Annotated in this window: 18 protein-coding genes and 1 tRNA gene; 7 read left to right on the top strand and 12 right to left on the bottom strand. The window is 69.2% G+C overall.

The window, feature by feature from the left end:
- Window positions 1-2: 2 nt before the first annotated feature.
- Genes QE449_RS09460 through moaA form a run of 3 tightly spaced genes read right to left on the bottom strand, consistent with a single transcriptional unit; the run spans window position 3 to window position 2,099 of the window.
- On the bottom strand, window positions 3-758 hold the full coding sequence (locus QE449_RS09460) for a fructosamine kinase family protein (protein WP_307108705.1): 756 nt from the start codon (window positions 756-758) through the stop codon (window positions 3-5).
- 2 nt (window positions 759-760) lie between these two features.
- Entirely contained in the window at window positions 761-1,006 is a 246-nt protein-coding gene (locus QE449_RS09455; RefSeq protein ID WP_307108704.1) for a MoaD/ThiS family protein, read from the bottom strand.
- Window positions 1,007-1,010: 4 nt separating this feature from the next.
- Window positions 1,011-2,099: a GTP 3',8-cyclase MoaA gene (moaA, locus tag QE449_RS09450; RefSeq protein ID WP_307108703.1), complete on the bottom strand. Its 1,089-nt coding sequence runs from the start codon at window positions 2,097-2,099 to the stop codon at window positions 1,011-1,013.
- A gap of 89 nt (window positions 2,100-2,188) precedes the next feature.
- Between moaA and glp the strand changes: the two genes are divergently transcribed.
- From glp to QE449_RS09435, 3 genes are read left to right on the top strand one after another with little or no spacing between them, the layout of a single operon-like run.
- The gene (gene glp, locus QE449_RS09445; protein WP_307108702.1) at window positions 2,189-3,394 is read left to right on the top strand and encodes a gephyrin-like molybdotransferase Glp; all 1,206 of its coding nucleotides are present in this window, start codon (window positions 2,189-2,191) and stop codon (window positions 3,392-3,394) included.
- Window positions 3,391-4,413 carry a bifunctional molybdenum cofactor biosynthesis protein MoaC/MoaB gene (moaCB, locus tag QE449_RS09440; protein WP_307108701.1) on the top strand — a complete coding sequence of 341 codons (1,023 nt, stop codon included), beginning with the start codon at window positions 3,391-3,393 and terminating at the stop codon, window positions 4,411-4,413. Before glp ends, moaCB begins: the two co-directional genes overlap by 4 nt.
- Window positions 4,410-4,823 (top strand): molybdenum cofactor biosynthesis protein MoaE, encoded by a 414-nt coding sequence (locus QE449_RS09435; protein WP_204868029.1) that lies wholly within the window; start codon window positions 4,410-4,412, stop codon window positions 4,821-4,823. Before moaCB ends, QE449_RS09435 begins: the two co-directional genes overlap by 4 nt.
- On the opposite strand, the gene QE449_RS09430 is transcribed toward QE449_RS09435, so the two are convergent.
- Both QE449_RS09430 and QE449_RS09425 read right to left on the bottom strand, forming a co-directional pair.
- Complete coding sequence (locus tag QE449_RS09430; RefSeq protein ID WP_307108700.1) at window positions 4,820-5,827, bottom strand: GTP-binding protein; 1,008 nt, start codon at window positions 5,825-5,827, stop codon at window positions 4,820-4,822. The genes QE449_RS09435 and QE449_RS09430 overlap by 4 nt on opposite strands.
- 44 nt (window positions 5,828-5,871) lie before the next feature.
- Window positions 5,872-6,672, bottom strand: a complete 801-nt coding sequence (locus QE449_RS09425) for an N-acetylmuramoyl-L-alanine amidase (RefSeq protein ID WP_373428280.1) — start codon at window positions 6,670-6,672, stop codon at window positions 5,872-5,874.
- A 288-nt stretch (window positions 6,673-6,960) separates the two neighbouring features.
- Between QE449_RS09425 and QE449_RS09420 the strand changes: the two genes are divergently transcribed.
- Window positions 6,961-7,305, top strand: coding sequence for an Lsr2 family protein (locus tag QE449_RS09420; RefSeq protein ID WP_027505883.1), 345 nt, complete (start codon window positions 6,961-6,963; stop codon window positions 7,303-7,305).
- A gap of 101 nt (window positions 7,306-7,406) precedes the next feature.
- Here QE449_RS09420 and QE449_RS09415 read toward each other — a convergent pair.
- Both QE449_RS09415 and QE449_RS09410 read right to left on the bottom strand, forming a co-directional pair.
- Window positions 7,407-7,479 (bottom strand) — tRNA-Ala (locus QE449_RS09415).
- Between the two features lie 93 nt (window positions 7,480-7,572).
- Window positions 7,573-8,331, bottom strand: coding sequence for a thioredoxin domain-containing protein (locus tag QE449_RS09410; RefSeq protein WP_027505882.1), 759 nt, complete (start codon window positions 8,329-8,331; stop codon window positions 7,573-7,575).
- A gap of 111 nt (window positions 8,332-8,442) precedes the next feature.
- Between QE449_RS09410 and QE449_RS09405 the strand changes: the two genes are divergently transcribed.
- Window positions 8,443-9,195: a VIT1/CCC1 transporter family protein gene (locus QE449_RS09405; protein ID WP_373428384.1), complete on the top strand. Its 753-nt coding sequence runs from the start codon at window positions 8,443-8,445 to the stop codon at window positions 9,193-9,195.
- Here QE449_RS09405 and QE449_RS09400 read toward each other — a convergent pair.
- The 3 genes from QE449_RS09400 to QE449_RS09390 form a co-directional block, all read right to left on the bottom strand.
- The gene (locus tag QE449_RS09400) at window positions 9,136-10,461 is read right to left on the bottom strand and encodes an MFS transporter (RefSeq protein WP_081821272.1); all 1,326 of its coding nucleotides are present in this window, start codon (window positions 10,459-10,461) and stop codon (window positions 9,136-9,138) included. The genes QE449_RS09405 and QE449_RS09400 overlap by 60 nt on opposite strands.
- Window positions 10,458-12,098 (bottom strand): phosphoglucomutase (alpha-D-glucose-1,6-bisphosphate-dependent), encoded by a 1,641-nt coding sequence (gene pgm / locus QE449_RS09395; RefSeq protein WP_307108699.1) that lies wholly within the window; start codon window positions 12,096-12,098, stop codon window positions 10,458-10,460. Before pgm ends, QE449_RS09400 begins: the two co-directional genes overlap by 4 nt.
- A 110-nt stretch (window positions 12,099-12,208) precedes the next feature.
- Window positions 12,209-12,883, bottom strand: coding sequence for an LON peptidase substrate-binding domain-containing protein (locus tag QE449_RS09390; RefSeq protein ID WP_056445535.1), 675 nt, complete (start codon window positions 12,881-12,883; stop codon window positions 12,209-12,211).
- A 114-nt stretch (window positions 12,884-12,997) separates the two neighbouring features.
- Between QE449_RS09390 and treZ the strand changes: the two genes are divergently transcribed.
- Complete coding sequence (gene treZ, locus QE449_RS09385; protein ID WP_307108698.1) at window positions 12,998-14,776, top strand: malto-oligosyltrehalose trehalohydrolase; 1,779 nt, start codon at window positions 12,998-13,000, stop codon at window positions 14,774-14,776.
- Here treZ and QE449_RS09380 read toward each other — a convergent pair.
- Window positions 14,752-16,356: an MFS transporter gene (locus QE449_RS09380; RefSeq protein ID WP_231476325.1), complete on the bottom strand. Its 1,605-nt coding sequence runs from the start codon at window positions 16,354-16,356 to the stop codon at window positions 14,752-14,754. The genes treZ and QE449_RS09380 overlap by 25 nt on opposite strands.
- An 89-nt stretch (window positions 16,357-16,445) precedes the next feature.
- On the opposite strand from QE449_RS09380, the gene QE449_RS09375 reads away from it, so the two are divergent.
- Window positions 16,446-17,012, top strand: coding sequence for a TetR/AcrR family transcriptional regulator (locus QE449_RS09375; RefSeq protein ID WP_027505877.1), 567 nt, complete (start codon window positions 16,446-16,448; stop codon window positions 17,010-17,012).
- Window position 17,013: 1 nt separating this feature from the next.
- On the opposite strand, the gene ilvA is transcribed toward QE449_RS09375, so the two are convergent.
- Window positions 17,014-18,345 (bottom strand): threonine ammonia-lyase IlvA, encoded by a 1,332-nt coding sequence (ilvA, locus tag QE449_RS09370; RefSeq protein ID WP_027505876.1) that lies wholly within the window; start codon window positions 18,343-18,345, stop codon window positions 17,014-17,016.
- Window positions 18,346-18,424 lie beyond the last annotated feature (79 nt).

The following is an 18,424-nucleotide window of genomic DNA, read 5'->3' as shown; positions in this document are numbered from 1 at the left end:
TCTCAGGCCAGCGCGAGGGTTCGCGTCGCGGCGTCGGCCAGTGCCACGCCGTAGCTCCGGCCGTGACCCGCCGCGTGCACGGCGAGGGGATGCAGCTGATGCAGAGGCACCCGTTCCTCGGCACCCGGAGCGAGCGCGTGCTGCTCCTGATAGCCGTCGAGAAGGTGCTCGAGGTGCGGACAGCCGAAGAGAGACAGCATCGCGAGGTCCGTCTCGCGGTGTCCGCCGTGCGCCGCGGGGTCGATGACCGTCACGCCGCCGCGCGTCCAGAGCACGTTGCCGGTCCACAGGTCGCCGTGCAGACGCGCCGGAGGGTCGGTCGAGTCGAACGACCCGTCCGCGACGACGGAGCAGGCACGCTCCACGAGGTCGGCCTCGTCCCGCGTGACCGTGCCGGCGTCGACCGCGACGCGGAGATACGGCAGCACCCGTTCCTGCGCGTAGAACTCACCCCAGCGGTCGTGCTCCACCGACGACATGGTGCGCGATCCGATGAACAGCGTTCCGTCGAAACCTGCAGGCGGCGAGCCGAACCGGGGGGCACCGCTGTCGTGGGTGCGGGCGAGCAGTGCGCCGAAGCGGCGAGCAGCGTCCGGCGTCGGCCGGACGGAGTCGAGGCGTTCGAGAACGATGTGGTCGGCCGCGACCTCGAGGACGTCGACCGTCGGCGCTCCCCCGTCGGCGAGCCACCGCAGACCTGCAGCTTCGGCGGCGAAGAAGTCGGGATGCGCGTCCTCACGCCGTTTGACGAACGCCATCTCTAGCCGCCGGCGAAGGGCGGGAGGACGTCGATCCGGGAACCGACGGGGTAGGCCTCGTCGCGGACCATCTCGTCGCCGATGAGGAACACCGCCACGTCCAGCACACGATTCAATTTCTGCCCGTGGCGTCCACGCAGCGCCGACTTCACGTCCGCCACGGTCGCGCCGACCCTCAGGTCGTACGACTCCCGGGTGGTGCCCGCAGCGTCCGCGGCCCCCGCGAAGTACCGCACGTCCACAGTCACGGACTCAACCACCGATGGCACCCATCGAGCGTTCCGGCGGCACGAAGTCCTCACGTTCCATCCCGTGGCCGGCCCACTTGTTCCACATCGCTCCACGCCAGAGGTCCGCGATCTCCTCGTCGGTCGCACCCCCGCGCAACGCCACCCGCAGATCGGTCTCGGAGTCGCTGAACAGGCAGGACCGCACGGTCCCCTCCGCCGTCAACCGGGTCCGGTCGCAGTCGGCGCAGAAGGACCGGGTCACCGAGGCGATGATGCCCACCGTGGCGGGGCCACCGTTCACGGTCCACTCCTCGGCGGGCGCGGACGGATCGGTGCGCCCGATCTCGGTGAGCGTGAACCGCTCCCCGAGCAGATCGAGCAGTTCCGCCGCCGACACCATCGTCGAACGGGCCCACTCCCGGTCGGCGTCGAGCGGCATCTGCTCGATGAACCGCAGATCGACACCTCGGTCCAGGCACCACTGCACCAGGTCCTGAGCGCCGTGCAGAGTCTCGCGCATGAGAACGGCGTTGATCTTGACCGGCGTCAGACCGGCCGCCAGGGCACCGTCGATACCGGCGAGCACCGTGGGCAACCGGTCCCGCCGGGTCAACGATGCGAAGTGCTCGCGGTCGATCGTGTCGAGAGAGACGTTGACCCGGGTCAGACCCGCCTCGCGAAGACGCTCCGCTCGGCGTTCGAGGCCGATACCGTTGGTGGTCATCGACAGTTCGACACCGGGTGCGTGCTGAGAGGTCAGGGCGATGATGTCCACGATGTCCTTGCGGACCAACGGCTCGCCGCCGGTGAAGCGGACCTCGCGCACCCCGAGGAGTCGATCGGCGACGCCGACGAGGCGGGCGATCTCCTGCGCGGTGAGCAGTTGTTCGAACTCCAGGTTCGGCAGCCCCTCGGCCGGCATGCAGTAGGTGCATCGCAGCGAGCACTTCTCGGTGACCGAGATGCGCAGGTCCCGCGCGATGCGACCGAAACTGTCCAGCAGGTGCGGAACGTCCGGACGGCCGACCATCATGTCCTGCGGACGCGGTAGGGCGGACGGCGCGCGCACGACACCGGGCAGGCTGGGAATTCCCATGCTCACCGTCGTCATTCGATCACCTCCACTCGCCGTTCACGTCAGTATGCCCGTTCCGGGCAACGGGAACCCGACCGTCCTCATTCCCGCTCTAGGATGACCGCATGGGCCATGCGCACACGACGTCTGCACGCTCGGTCGAGGATCACGCCGTTCGGATCGACGAGATGATCACCCGCGCGTGGTCCGCTCGCCCCCCGGAGACGGTTCCGCTCACCGATGCGCTCGGCCGCGTGACGCACGCGGACATCGAGGCCCTCATCGACGTCCCCAACTTCCGGAACTCCCAGATGGACGGATACGCGGTCGACGCGGAATCGGTTGCCCGCGTACCGGTCACACTGCCGGTCACCGGTGTTCTCGCCGCCGGCGACGCCGGGGACGAACGGCATCGGTCGGGCACGGCACGCAAGATCATGACCGGCGCTCCGGTACCCGAGGGCGCCGACGCGGTGATCCCCGTCGAGGACACCGAGATGGACGGGGACGGTGTCCGCGTCCTCGGCTCACGGCGCTCGGGTGAGTACGTGCGGGAGCAGGGCAGCGACATCGCGGCGGGGTCGGTCGTCGTCACAGCCGGCACGACGCTCGGCCCCCGTCACCTCGGCGCTCTCACGGCCGTCGGCCGATCCGACGTCACCGTCCGCCCCCGGCTGCGGGTCGCGGTCATCGCGACCGGCGCCGAACTCGTCGAGGCGGGCAGTGCACTCGGACCCGGTCAGCTGTACGACTCGAACGGTCTCACGCTCGCGACCTCGGTGACCGCGGACGGGGCCGTGGTGACGTTCCGCGGCCGCAGTACCGACACCGCCGCCGAGTTCTCCGCGATGCTGTCCGAGGCCGCCGAGAACGCGGACGTGATCATCACCTCCGGGGGTGTGTCGATGGGAGACTTCGAGGTGGTCCGGGACGTGCTCGGCCCCCGCGGGGGAACCTTCACCCACGTCGCGATGCAGCCCGGTGGGCCACAGGGGTGGACCGACCTCGACGGCACCCCGGTGATCAGCTTCCCCGGCAATCCCGTGAGCACCCTGGTGTCCTACCTCGTCTTCGCCCGTCCGGCGATCCGGAGGCTCTCGGGCCTCCCCGACCCGACCGTCACCGAGCGCATCGCCGACGAGGCAGTCCGATCCCTGCCCGGACGGCGTCAGTTCCTGCGGGGCCGACTCACGGAGACCGGCGTCGTGGTGTCGTCCGGACCGGGGTCGCACCTGGTGGTGTCGATGGCCGCCGCCGATGTTTTGGTCGACGTCCCCGCGGACACCGTCGAGGTGCCCGCGGGCAACAATGTGCGAGTGTGGCCGCTGTGAACGATTCATTCGCTGCGCACTCATCCGGGAGTTCCTCCACAGGGCTCTCGCACCTGGACTCCGACGGCCGGGCCCGCATGGTCGACGTCAGCGGGAAGAGCGAGACCACGCGCACCGCGGTCGCCGCCGGGTCCCTGCGGACGACTCGGGACGTGATCGCCCTGGTGCGTGCCGACGGCATGCCGAAGGCCGATGTCCTGTCGACCGCGCGCATCGCCGGCATCGCCGGAGCGAAGCGGACGTCCGATCTCATTCCGCTGTGCCATCCGCTTCCGCTGTCCTCGGTCGCGGTGTCCTTCGGCTTCACCGACGACACGATCACGATAGAGGCCACAGCCGTCACGACCGGGCGGACGGGCGTCGAGATGGAAGCACTGACGGCGGTGTCCATCGCCGGGCTCACGCTGCACGACATGGTCAAGGCCGTGGATCCGGCAGCGTCGATCGAGTCGGTGCGTCTGATCCGCAAGGAGGGTGGCAAGCGCGGCGTGTGGACGCGCGACGACCACCAGCCCGACACCTCCTCCACAGCAACGCCTCTCGGTGATCGAACTGCGGTCGTCGTCGTCGCGTCCACCGGCGGCGCAGCCGGGACGCGCGAGGACACCACGGGACCGCGCATCGTGTCGTGGCTCGGTGACCGCGGTTTCGACGTTCGGGGGCCTCTCGTGGTGGCAGACGCCGACGTGGCCGCGGGCTTACGAGACGCCCTCACCGGCGGACCCGCCCTGATCATCAGCACCGGCGGCACGGGCGTCTCCCCCACCGACGCCACACCCGACGCCACCCGGCCACTGCTCGACCGCGAACTACCCGGCGTCGCGGAGGAGATCCGACGTACGGGACTGGCAGCCACCGTGCACGCCTCGATCAGCCGCGGGTTGGTGGGCGTCGCTGGGAAGACAGTGATCGTGAACCTGCCCGGATCACCCGGCGGAGTGAAGGACGGACTGACGGTGCTGGATCCGATCGTGGACCATCTCGTCGCCCAGGTACGCGGAGGCGGTGCTCACGAATGACAACGGTTCTCGCCCGGATCTCGAGCGATCCGATCGATCCGGCGGAGGTCTCCGACGCCGTCTCGGGTCCCGAACACGGTGCCGTGCTGGTGTTCTGGGGAGTCGTCCGCGACCACGACCACGGCGAGTCGGTGTCGGCACTCGAATACCGAGCCCACCCCGACGCCGAGAAGTTCCTGCGTCGCTGCTGCGAGGACGCGGCCGCGTCGTCCGGCCTGCCGACGGCGGCCGTGCATCGCGTCGGCGACCTGACGATCGGTGACACCGCTCTCGTCGCCGCGGTCGCGTCTCCCCATCGCGCCGAAGCATTCGCAGCGTTGCAGGCGTTGGTCGATCGCATCAAGACCGAGGTGCCGATCTGGAAGCGCCAGCAGTTCCCCGGCGGCACCAGCGAGTGGGTGGGGCTCTAGCGGTCGCTGGTGCGCAGGAACCTGTGCACCACGAGTGATTCTGCGTCGGTCGCACTCTCGGTGCGGATCATCGCCTCGATCCGGGCACGCGCCGCCGCGACGTCGAGTCCCGAGCCGATGAAGACCAGCGCGGTGTCTCCACGGGACGAGGCGGTCTCGACGTCGATGTGGACGCCGACCGTCTGGACGACGAATCGCGCCGCGCCACGGCCGAATCGAACGAATCCCTTGGATCTGTACAGCCCCGGCGGCGGGTTCTCGAGGAACTCGAAGAACGCCCGCGGATCGAGGCAGTCGCTGGTCTCGACGCTGAACGTCTCGTAACTCGCGTGCAGGTGGTCGTGAGGATCGTCCTGCTCCCGCAACAGATCGTCGAGCGCGAGTTGCCGGGGCCCGTCGTCGGGGCGCTCCGGCGGATCGAGAAGGAGCGACACGTCCACGGCTCCGTGCGACGTCACCACCGTCGGGGCAGGGGGAGCCGCGTCGCGCACCAGCGTGAGCACCTCGTCGATGCGTCCGGGTCCCACCGCATCCGCTTTGTTCACCACCACCAGGTCGGCGAGTCCGAGATGCTGAGCGAGGTGCTGGTGCCGGGCCGTCGACTCGAGTACGTGCAGCGCCTCCACGACCATCACCATGCCGCCGTACCGGATCCGCGAGTCGGTGCTCGCGACGACCATCCTGATGAGAGCACGTGGCTCCGCCACACCGCTGGCCTCGACGACGATCGCGTCGACGGCGGCACTGGTCGCGGTGAGGGCTCCGAACATCTCGTCGAGATCCTCGGTGTCGACGGCGCAACACAGACAGCCGTTGCCCAGGGTGATCATCGAGTCGACCTGCCCGGCGACCAGCATCGAGTCGATGTCCACGGCGCCGAAGTCGTTGACCACCACACCGATTCGAATGCCGTGATTGCGGCGGAGGAGATGGTTGAGCAACGTCGTCTTACCGGATCCGAGGTACCCGGCGACGAGAACGACCGGAACAGCGCTGCGAGACACCGCGTCAGGGTACGTCAGCCGGCTCCGGCCCCACCTGTTCGTCCCTACCGACCGGCCTCCGGCCTTCCCGCCACGAAATCGACGATCCCGGTCGCGATCGCCGCCGCATGGGACGCGCGACCCTCGGCACTCTCGAGCTCGGCGGCATCCGACGGGTTCGACCCGTTGCCCATCTCGAGGAAGACGACGGGGACGGTCGTGAGAGCGGGGGCGGCCACGTCGGATCGCACCTGCAGCCCGTCCACCCCCGCATAGTTCGCCGGTGTGAATCCGGCTCGCTCGTACGCGTCCCGCATGGCGGTGGATGCACGCCGTCCCTCACCGGACTGCACCTCGTCGACGTCGGCGGACGGCACCGGCAGCGCCGGGACGATGACGTGGAATCCGTGATGCGCGTCGTCGGACCGGAGTGAGGTGGAGTCGGCGTGAACACTCACCGCCACCGCGGCGCCCGATGCACTCGCCGCCCGCGCACAGTCGGTGATGCACCCACCCCATCCCGTGTCGTCCGGCCGGCTCAGCACGATCTCGGCACCCAGACTCTCGAGGCGCGAGGCCACCAGTTGCGACACGTCCCAGACGATGGTGTGTTCCGGCGTTCCGCCGAGCGCCGTCATCCCGCTCGTCTGGCAGTCCTTCGTACCGCCCCGGCCGTCGTCCACCTGCGCTGCGAGGTTCTCCCCGTGGCCCGTTCCCTGGTGTCCGGGATCGAGGAAGATCACGGTGCCCGCGAGCGGTGCGTCCGGTGTCACCGGGATCGCAGCGGCCCCCGGCGGGACGGCCACGAAGACCAGTGCGACCGCGAGGATCGAGACACCACAGTGTCGTGCAACCGACGATCGCATACGCCCCACTTCCCACCTCGGCGCACGTGCGCCGACACGATGTTCTCGCGATTTCCAAGAATGGCACGGCGAATTGGTTGAACGTGTGATGATCGGTAGCCGTCCGTGACCCCGTCGTGACCGTTCGCGAGTCCGGACAGCGTGAATCGCGATATCCGTGCACAATGGCTCCGCGCCCCGAGAAAATGACGTGTATCGCGGCGCCCCCGACCGAATTGGAAGGGCGGTTCACACGGTATGGTCTCGGCAAAGCGTGATTAACCGAGCTCAGCGACGAAAGCAGAAGACATGGCGAAGAAGGTCGTTGTTCAGCTGGTCGACGACATCGACAGAACACCTCTCGAGGACGACGGCGAACACATCACGTTCGCGGTCGACGGCACGCACTACGAGATCGACCTCGGGCCCGACAATGCCGCCGAGTTCCGACGTGTTCTGGGTTATTACATCGAGCACGCGGCGAAGGTGTCGGCCGGAACGCACAGCGGACGACGCAGCACGAAGCCGATGGGACGACGCAGTCCCGAACAGACCAGGGCCGTGCGCGAATGGGCCGTGGACGCGGGATTCACGGTGTCGAGCCGCGGGCGCATTCCCTCCGAGGTGCAGAGCGCGTACGACGCAGCGCACTGACACCACATCACACGCGAAAGGCCCCGTACCTGACCGGTACGGGGCCTTTCGCGTGTCTGCCAACTTCGGTGGAGCTGTTACTCGGTGGAGCTGTTACTCGGTGGAGCTAAGGGGACTCGAACCCCTGACCCCCACACTGCCAGTGTGGTGCGCTACCAGCTGCGCCATAGCCCCGTGCTCTTCTGACCGTGAGAAAGAGTGTTTCGCACCGCTCGAAGAACGCTCGACCGAAGTTACACCATCGGTTCGACGAGGTCCAAATCAGCGTCAGCCGAGATCGGACACCCAGGCGGAGTTGGTGGTGGTGTCGACGATCGCGCCGTCCACGATGACGGTGGGAGTGCCTCGCGCGCCGGCAGCTGCGAGCGCCGCGCTTCCCGTCGCAGCGTCGGTGGCGGCGTCCGCCACTCGCGTTCCGTCGGTGATGCACTGTGCCGCCTCGTCGGAGGCTCCCGCCTCCGTGGCGCGGGCGGCGAGCTCGTCGGCGGTGTGGTCCGCGCTGCCCTTCTCCTCCGGCTGGAAGTCCGGCGAGAACAGGGCCGAGTGGAATGCTGAGTAGGCGGGCCCGTCGCCCGTGGCGGCGACGCACTGCGATGCGGCGGCCGCACGGGTGCTGTAGTCACCGCTGGGCGACAACTGATTCAGGAAGTCGAGCATGTGATAGCGCACCGCGATGGTGCCCTCGTCGATCTTCTGCGCGAGTTCCTGGCCGTAGGTGTTCTCCAACTCGGCGCAGTACGGGCACATCGCGTCCTCGTAGATGTCGACCGTGCGTGTCGCCTCCGGGAGACCCAGCCGCACCACGCCGTCGTCGTCGACCGAGGAGGTGACCGCCGCATTCTGCACGGACCCGTATCCGTCGGCGCGCGGCTGGCTGCGGGAGTTCTGCCACAACACTCCGCCGATGACGACGGCCGCGATGACCAGGAGAGCGAGACCGCCCAGAACATAGGTCGACGTGCTCGACGACTTCTGTGGCGTGTACTTGCTCGACGATTTCGATGACGACGATTTCGAGGCATTCACGCGAATACTGTGTCACGCGCGACTGACAGTGTGCTGAGAACTGGATGTCAGGTATGCCAATGCTTGCTGGTAGAGACGTTCCGGCGCGCGTACATTCGCCCCGTGACCCACATCGAGCCCCGTGATCCGCAGGCGTCCGCCGTGCCCGTCGAGGGAGGGCCCGGCCTGCCCCACGACATCGATCACACACACGCCGACGTCTCGGGAGGCTGGCTCCGGGCCGCCACGTTCGGGGCCATGGACGGACTGGTGACCAACACCTCGCTCATCGCGGGAGTCGGCGGTGCGGGCGTCTCGACGCACACGCTGGTCCTCAGCGGCATCGCCGGCCTCGTCGCGGGAGCGTTCTCGATGGCACTCGGCGAGTTCACGTCCGTGTCCACCCAGAACGAGCAGATCGATGCCGAGGTGACCACCGAGCGCGCCGCGTTCACGAAGTACCCGGAGGCCGAACAGGCGGAGTTGGTGGGCATGCTCACCGACATGGGCATGTCGACCGAGACGGCCACGGTCGCCGCGCGCGAGATCCACACGGACGCCGATCGTGCCGTGGATCTGCACATCTCGCGGGAGTTGGGTGTCGACCCCACCGAGAAGCCGTCACCGTGGGTGGCGGCCGGCTCGTCCTTCGTCCTGTTCTCGATCGGCGCGATCATTCCGCTCATACCGTTCCTGCTGGGATCGGACGTCCTCGCCCTCGGGCTCGCGTGCGGCGCCGTGGGCCTCATGATCGCGGGCGCGCTCGCCGCGCACTTCACCTCGCGGTCGACCGTCGTCGGAGCGCTCCGCCAACTACTGTTCGGCTCACTCGCCGTCGCGGCGACCTACGCCGTCGGATCCCTCATCGGTGTCGGCACCGCCTGAGTCGCCGTCCGGATCGATCGTCACCGCGCTGGGCTTCCCGGTCAGCGACACCCGCCCGGACCGCGTGTCGGGTACCACCATCCAACCGACCGCGGCGATCAGCAGGATGGCGCCCGAGGTCCCGAACGCGGCCGCGTAGGAGAGTTCCGTCACGAGTACACCGGCGACCAGCGGCCCGATGACCGAGCCCACGTCCATGGCCATCTGGAATGCGGCGAGGACGGGGCCTCCGCGGGCGCGCGAGCCGATCATGTCGGCCACCGCCGCCTGCTGGGTCGGCGTGATCAGCCCGGACCCGAGCCCGGCGACGAAGGTGATCACGAGGAACACCTCCGTCGATCCCGAGATGCCCATGGTCGCGGTCGATGCGCCGCACAGCAGGAGCCCGGCGACGAGGAACGGCTTGCGCCCGTACCGATCGGACCATCGCCCCGCCGGCACCAACACCACCGCGTTGCCCACCGCGAACACCGCGAGGGCCACGGCGGCCATGGAATCGCTGCGTCCGAGCGCGGCGACGACGAACAGCGGCACGATGGCCGTGCGCACGCCGAACACCGCCCATCCGTTGGCGAAGTTGGACAGCAGGGCCGACCGGTACGTCGGGGAGCGCAGGGCGTCGGCGAACCGCAGCACGACCGCCGCGTCCCGATCGGCCTCCGTGGTCGCGGCGGGTGTTCGTAGGCCCACCGCGACGACGGCGGCGGCCGCGACCAGCGTCACGGCGTAGAAGACGAACGGCGCCCGCAGACCTCCGACACCGAGCACGATGCCGCCCACGAACGGGCCCAGGACTGTGCCGGCCAGGAAGCTCGACGCGTACATGCCGGAGACGCGCCCGCGGCGATCGGGCGGGGCGATCCGGATGAGCAGTCCCAGCGCGGACACGGTGAACATGGTGGACCCGATACCGCCGAGCGACCGGAAGAGGAGGAGTTGCCAGTACGTCTGGGCCAGTGCGCACAACCCGGTCGACACCGCGACGACGACGAGACCGGTGAGGTAGACCCGGCGCTCGCCGATGCGCTGCACGAGCGATCCGCTGGCGGGCGCGAAGATCAGCCGTGTCGCCGCGAAGGCACTGATGATGACGGTGACCGCGAACTCGTCGACCCCGAAGGCGAGCGCGAACCCCGGGAGCGCGGGCGCGACGATGCCGAAGCCGAGTGCGATGACGAACGCGGCCGAGACGAGGATCCAGATGTCGCGGGTGGGATCGGGGGCGGTCCCCCGCGTCCCGGCACCGGCCCCTGCTGCGGCGCTCACTCCCCGGTCAGGACGGACGACACGAGATCGCGTGCGGCGCTCTGCACCTCGGCGAGGTGATCCGCACCGCGGAAGGACTCGGCGTAGATCTTGTAGACGTCCTCCGTACCCGACGGCCGAGCGGCGAACCAGGCGCTGTCCGTGGTGACCTTGAGTCCGCCCAGAGCCGCCCCGTTGCCGGGAGCCGAGGTGAGCGTGGCGGTGATGTCCTCCCCCGCCAGGGTGGTCGCGGTGACCTGCTCCGCCGACAGCTTCGCCAACACGGCCTTCTGCTCGCGCGTCGCGGGCGCATCGGTGCGTGCGTAGGACGGGTCACCGAACTGCTCGGTGAGCTCCCGGTAGCGGGTCGACGGTGTCTTCCCGGTCACCGCGGTGATCTCGGAGGCGAGCAGGGCCAGGATGATGCCGTCCTTGTCGGTGGTCCAGACGGATCCGTCCGTCCGCAGGAACGAGGCGCCGGCGCTCTCCTCGCCGCCGAACCCGATCTCACCGGAGACGAGACCGGGCACGAACCACTTGAACCCCACGGGCACCTCGAGCAGGGTGCGACCGAGCGAGGCCACGACGCGGTCGATCATCGAGGAACTGACGAGGGTCTTGCCGACCGCCGCCTCGGCGGGCCATCCCGGCCGGTGCGAGAACAAGTAGTCGATCGCCACCGCGAGGTAGTGGTTCGGGTTCATCAGTCCGCCGTCGGGGGTGACGATGCCGTGCCGGTCCGCATCGGCGTCGTTGCCCGTCGACACGTCGTAGTCGTGCCGGGCGCCGATCAACGACGCCATCGCGTTGGGCGACGAGCAGTCCATCCGGATCTTGCCGTCGGTGTCCAGGGTCATGAACCGCCATGTCGCGTCGACGAGCGGGTTGACCACGGTCAGATCGAGGCGGTGTCGCTCGGCGATCGCCGCCCAGTAGTCGACGCTCGCACCGCCCAGCGGATCGGCGCCGATGCGCACACCCGCGGACCGGATGGCATCGATGTCGACGACGGACGGGAGATCGTCCACGTACCTGGTGAGGAAGTCGTACTTCTGCACGGACCCGGCCAGTGCCGACGCCAGAGACACGCGCTTCACGGACGACACACCGGAGCGCAGGATCTCGTTGGCGCGCGCCGCGATCACGGAGGTGGCGTCGCTGTCGGCGGGTCCACCGTTCGGCGGGTTGTACTTGAAACCGCCGTCGCGCGGCGGGTTGTGGGACGGCGTGACGACGATGCCGTCCGCGAGCGCCGACGGACCCGAGGCGTTGTGACGCAGGATCGCGTGGCTCACCGCCGGGGTGGGCGTGTAGCGGTCTGCCGAATCCACCAGCACCGCAACGTCGTTGGCCGCGAGAACTTCCACGGCGGTGACCCACGCGGGCTCGGAGAGCGCGTGGGTGTCGCGACCGAGGAAGAGCGGTCCCGTGGTGCCCTGCGCGGACCGGTACTCCACGATGGCCTGTGTCGTGGCCACGATGTGGTCTTCGTTGAAGGCGCCGTCCAGGGACGATCCACGATGTCCGGAGGTACCGAAGACCACCTGCTGATCGGGATTCTCGACGTCCGGCTTCACGCTGTAGTAGGCCGTCACCAGATGCGACAGATCGACCAGATCCGATGCCTGTGCCCGTTGTCCCGCTCGCTCGTGAGCCACTCGGGTCCTCCTGTGTCGATTGCGTACCCCCGCCCCGAGAACCCTAGTGGGCGAGCAACGACCGCGGACCACGACTGTCGGATCGAGACCCCGACCGCGTCGTCGGACGGTCAGAGATCGGGCAGCGCGGAGAACTCGGCGATCGCGATGACGTCTTCGAGGGCGGTCGCGAGGACGTGGAGTCGTCGTCCGACCGTCTCCGCCGCGAGCACCTTCGCGCGATCGGACGAGCCGAGCGGCAGAGACGACGCGAATTCCCAGACCTCGGCGACGGAGCGCGTTCCGTCCGCGTCGACACGCGGCGCCTCGGGTGTGGGCAGATCGCGCGAGCGTGCGATGCCGGTCAGGATCTCGAACAACCGGTCGGTGCGCTCCTGCACGAGGTCGTACACCTCGTCCAGCGACTCGTCGCCCGCCGGGAGATCGGGCCAGGCGGTGACACGCGCCCGCGGGTACGGATCGTCCGGCAGCCACTCCAGCACGCGGATCCGGTCGACTCCGCGGCACTCGAGCACGAAGCGCCCGTCCGGTGTGGGGAGGGCGCGGTCGATCCGGGTCGACACTGCGGCCACGCCGCGCACGTCCCCGCCGCCGACCTCGTGGCCTCGCTCGATGAGCGCCACCCCGAAGTGCGACTCGGTGTCCAGGCAGTGCTGCACCATCGCGCGGTAGCGGGGCTCGAACACGTGCAACGGCACGTCGTCCCCCGGAAGTACCACCGAGCCGAGCGGGAACATCGGGAGCTCGTAGATGTCGTCGGACCGGGCGTGCATGTCGTCGTCCACACCACCAGCATGCACTCACCGCGACCACCGCGACAGAACCCGACGACCCGGGTGTGGTGCAACTCCCCCGCCGGTCCGGTGTCGGTGGCCCGGCTACTGGGTAAGGATGCGTCCATGAGCACTCCGGTTCGCGCCGCTTCCCGCACCACTGGACCCCGGACGTTCGCGGTCTGGGCACCCACACCCGAGCGGGTCCGACTGCACCTCGACGGCGACCTGCACCCGATGACCGAGAAGGACGGGTGGTGGAGCGCCGAGGTGCCCGCCGCCGACGGTGCCCGGTACGGCTTCGTGCTGGACGACGACGATGCGGTGATCCCGGATCCGCGCTCGCCGCGGCAGCCGGACGGCGTGCACGAGGCGTCGGCGCTGTACTCCGCGGACACCTTCGCGTGGACCGACGACGCGTGGACGGGTCGCCCGCTGGCGGGCGGCGTGCTGTACGAACTGCACATCGGCACCTTCACCGCGGAGGGGACGTTCGACGCGGCGATCGACCGACTCGATCACCTCGTCGACCTCGGCGTGACCTTCGTGGAGGTCATGCCCGTCAACGGTTTCAACGGGACACACAACTGGGGCTACGACGGCGTCCTCTGGTACACCGTCCACGAGGGCTACGGCGGTCCGGAGGGTTTCCAGCGGTTCGTCGACGCCTGCCACGCCCGGGGGCTGGCCGTCACGCTCGACGTGGTCTACAACCACCTGGGTCCGTCGGGCAACTACCTCGAGAAGTTCGGCCCGTACATGTCCGAGGGTGCGAACTCCTGGGGACAGACGGTCAACGTGGCCGGCGCGGAGTCGGACACGGTGCGTCGCTACATCATCGACAACGCACTGCGGTGGTTCGAGCAGTTCCACGTGGACGCGCTCCGTCTCGATGCGGTGCACGCCCTGGCCGACACCACGGCCACCCACATCCTCGAGCAGCTCGCCGTGGAGACCGAGGCTCTGTCGGCGCACGTCGGTCGACCCCTGAGCCTGGTCGCGGAGAGTGACCTCAACGACCCGACGCTCATCACTCCCCGGGCGGGCGGCGGGTACGGCCTCACTGCCCAGTGGAACGACGACGTCCACCATGCCGTGCACGCAGCGGTGTCCGGCGAACGTCAGGGCTACTTCGGTGACTTCGGCTCGATGCAGTGCCTCGCGACCACCATCACGCAGGGCTTCTTCCACGCCGGGACGTATTCGACCTTCCGTGGCCGCGTGCACGGTCGACCCCTGGACCGACGGGTGCTCCCGGCGAGCTCGCTCGTCGCGTACACCACGACGCACGATCAGGTGGGCAACCGCGCAATCGGCGATCGTCCCGGCTTCTCACTCACGCCGGGGCAGCTGGCGGTCAAGGCGGCGCTGATCCTGTTGTCCCCCTTCACCCCGATGCTCTTCATGGGTGAGGAGTTCGACGCCTCCACCCCGTTCCAGTTCTTCACCTCCCATCCCGAACCCGAGCTGGGTGAGGCCACCGCGAAGGGCCGCAAGGCCGAGTTCGCGTCCCACGGGTGGGACAGCGAGGACATCCCCGACCCGCAGGATCCCGCGACGTTCGAGAACTCGAAGCTGAACTGGGACGAGGTCACCGAGGGTGATCACGCCCGCGTACTCGACTGCTACCGAGCACTTCTGGCGTTGCGCGCCCAGCGCACCGAGATCACGAACCCGTGGTTGACCGGCGTGCACGTCGACTACGACGAGGACGCCCGATGGATCGTGATCCACCGGGCGCACCCCACCGCGGGCCGTGGTCTGAGCATCGCGTGCAACCTCACCGACTCGCCGGTGACAGTGCCGGTGGGCGGCTCACCGCTGCTGTGGTGGGACGAGCCGACGCCGAACGCGACCGCGTCGGCGACGACCGTTCCGGGTCACTCCTTCGTCGTGCTGGAGTGAGTATTGCTGGAGTGACTTTCCGGCTCGGCCCGCGCGTCGCCGGCGTCCGAGCCACGCAGAGCCAGAGCCACGAGGAGAGCGTTGGCGGCGAGCACGATCGCGGTGGCCACCGCCGCGACGTGCATCCCGTCGACGAAGGCGGCGCCGGCCGAACTGGTCAGAGCGTCACCGAGTTCCGCCGGTAGCGTCCGCGCGAGCGAGACCGCCTCGCCGATGGTCTCGCGGGCACCCGACGCGGTGTCCGGGTCGAGCGCCGACGTGTCGATACCGCCACGGAACACGGCCATCACCACCGAACCGAGCAACGCGACGCCGAGGGCGATCCCGAGTTCGTACGCCGTCTCGGAGATTGCGGACGCTGCGCCGGCGCGCGGCGCGGGAACCGAGGCGACCACCAGATCCGACGTCAGCGTCAGCGCGAGGCCCGCGCCGACACCGACCAGGACGAACGACGCCATGAACACGGGGATGCCGTCGGTCTGACCGAGACGTGTCAGGAGCAGTGCCCCCGCCGCGGAGACCCCGAGTCCCACGGCGAGAACGGTGCCCGCCTCCCAGCGGCGTACGAGATGTGCGGCGGCGAGCGACGCGACGATGCTCGTCGCCGTTCCCGGCAGCATGATCAGACCGGCCTCCAGCGGGGACGTGCCGAGAACCGACTGCAGGTACTGCGAGCCGAAGAACAGCACTCCCGCGAGCGCGAAGACGGACAGCAGGTTCGTCGCGACGGCCGTCGCGAAGCGACGCTGCGCGAACAGCGTCAGGTCGATCATCGGAGCGGCGAGTCGGCCCTGCCGGCGGACGAAGACGGTGCCCGCGGCCAGACCGACCAGCGCGACCGGAATCATCGACGGGTGCGGCCCGTGAGCCGCGGTCTCCTTGATCGCGTAGACGACGGGAACGATGGCCAGGATCGACAGCGCGGCGCTGGGTACGTCGAATCGGCCCGGTTCCGGATCCTTGGACTCCGGGATGGTGAACGGACCCACGACGACCAGCGCGATCATGATCGGCACGTTGATCAGGAAGACCGAGCCCCACCAGAAGTGCTCGAGAAGCCACCCGCCCACCAGAGGACCCGCCGCCGCGCCGCCGCCGGCCATGGCACCCCAGACACCGATCGCGAGCGTGCGTTCACGGCGCACCTGGAACATCGTGCGGATCAGGCCCAGGGTGGCGGGCATCAACGTGGCACCCGAGATGCCCTGCAGCACACGGGCCGCGATCATCATCGCGGGGTCGACCGCGAAGGCGGCGAGCACCGAGGACAGCCCGAAACCGACCGCGCCGATCAGGAGCAACCGCCGTCGTCCGATGCGGTCGCCGACGGTGCCCATGGTGACCAGCAGGCCGGCGAGGACGAACGAGTAGACGTCGATGATCCACAGCAGCTCGGTGCTGCTCGGGCGGAGATCCGCGCTGAGGAACGGCAGCGCGATGTCGAGGACGGTGCCGTCGACGGCGATGAGCATCACGGCACCGGCCAGCACCACCAGACCGAGCCAGTCGCGGCGGGTGGCGCCGGCCGGTACGAGATCGTCGGGATTCGGCTGCACGGACGCTGCCGGGGACACGGACACGAGGCACCTCTTTCGTTTACCGTCCGGACGGTACAGTCGACGGACACCGACAGCGTAGCAACAACCGTCCGGCCGGTACAGTGCGTGTCATGGCAGCCGACACACGCGACCGCATCCTGGACGCCCTCGAGACGCTGCTCCTCGACGACGGCACGGACAAGGCCACCCTCGAGGCGGTGGCCTCTCGGGCCGGCGTCTCGAAAGGCGGTCTGCTGTACCACTTCCCCAGCAAGGACGCGATGATGGCCGCGCTGGTGCGTCGCCTCGGTGAACGATCCGACGTCCAACGCGTCGAGGCGGAGGCCGCCGGCACCTCGCTGGCGCAGTGGTATCTCCAGCCACCGGACGCCTCGTCCGCCGAGGAGGTGGCGCTCTACCGCTCCACTCTCGCCGCGCTGCGCAGCATCGACGGCAGACCCGGCGAGGTGCAGCAGGCCGTCATCGACGTCATGGGCATGTGGGACCGCGCGCTGCAGCGCGAGGTGACCGATCCGGTGCAGGCCGAGATCGTGCGGCTGGTGGGCGACGGCATCTATCTCGCCGCGCTGCTCGGCCTCCCCCACACACCGCCCGACCTGCACCGTGACGTGGTCGAACGGCTCCTCGGTGGCGGTTCGAGCAGTGTCGACCCGAGCGGTCAGGGGTCGGCCGGATGACTCAGGTCAGGTAGCGGTATGCGGGAGACCCTGGCTCGAGATGCTCGACGTGCATCGGCGACGTCTCCATCCGCTCGAGGAGGGACGACAGGCCCGCGGCCGAACCGAGCTCGATACCCACCAGCGCGGCACCCGTCTCGCGATTGTTGCGCTTGACGTACTCGAACAGCGTCACGTCGTCCTCCGGACCGAGAACGACGTCGAGGAACGTGCGCAGTGCGCCCGGCTCCTGCGGGAAATCGACGAGGAAGTAGTGCTTGAGCCCCTTGTGCACGAGCGACCGTTCGAGAATCTCCCCGTAGCGCGAGACGTCGTTGTTACCGCCCGAGATCAGGCACACGACGGACGAGCCGGCCGGGATGTCGATCTGCGACAGCGCGGCCACCGACAGCGCTCCGGCGGGTTCGGCGATGATGCCCTCACTCTGGTACAGATCCAGCATCGCGGTGCAGATGGCACCCTCGTCCACCTGCGTGACCACCACCGACCCGCGTCCGTCGTGGCCCGCACCGACCGTCACCGAGGCATGCGAGGCGACGGTCGCGCCGAGCGACGACACGACCCGGTACGGGAGATCGCCGATCCGGCGCACGGCGGCGCCGTCGACGAACGGGTCGATCTCGTCGAGTGTGACGGGGCCGCCGGCCATGAGCGCCGCCGCCATGGATGCGGCGCCGGTGGGTTCCGCACCGACGACGGAGGTGTTCGGCGACCGCTCGGCGAGGTACGCCGACATGCCCGTCATGCACCCACCACCGCCCACCGCGACCACGACGACGTCCGGAGCGGCACCGAGTTGCTCCAGGATCTCCGCGGCGATGGTTCCCTGTCCCGCCACGGTTCTCGGGTCGTCGAACGGCGGCACGATGGTGGCCCCGGTGGTGCGGACGTCGGCGAGGGCGGCCGCCGCGGCCGCATCGAAGGTGGAACCGACGCTGATGACCTGCACCATGTCGCCGCCGTGGAAGGCGATGCGATCGCGCTTCTGCTTCGGGGTGTTGGTCGGCACGTAGATGCGACCGCGGATGCCGAGCGCCCGGCACGCGAACGCGACACCCTGCGCGTGATTGCCGGCGCTCGCCGCCACGACACCGACCGCACGCTCGTCGTCGTCGAGTTGCAGCATGAGGTTGTACGCGCCGCGCAACTTGTACGAGCGCACGCGCTGGAGATCCTCGCGCTTGAGGTGGATCCGCGCACCCGTCTGCTCGGACAACCGCTCGCAGAACTCGAGCGGGGTGCGGGTGGCCACGTCCCGCAGCCGGACGGCCGCGGCATCGATGTCGTCTGCGGTCGGCGCAGCGGCGTCGGTACGGCTCGTCGTCTCGGTCACACGGACATGCTGCCACGGTGGTGCGACGACCACCGACCCACCCTCACCTGCGGAGCGGCCGCCGGCGGGGGTGACGAAT

This window comes from Rhodococcus sp. SORGH_AS_0303, from assembly GCF_030819335.1.
Lineage (GTDB): Bacteria > Actinomycetota > Actinomycetes > Mycobacteriales > Mycobacteriaceae > Rhodococcoides.
The sequence above is the reverse complement of the archived record's forward strand: the minus strand, read 5'-3'. Positions and strand labels throughout refer to the sequence as shown.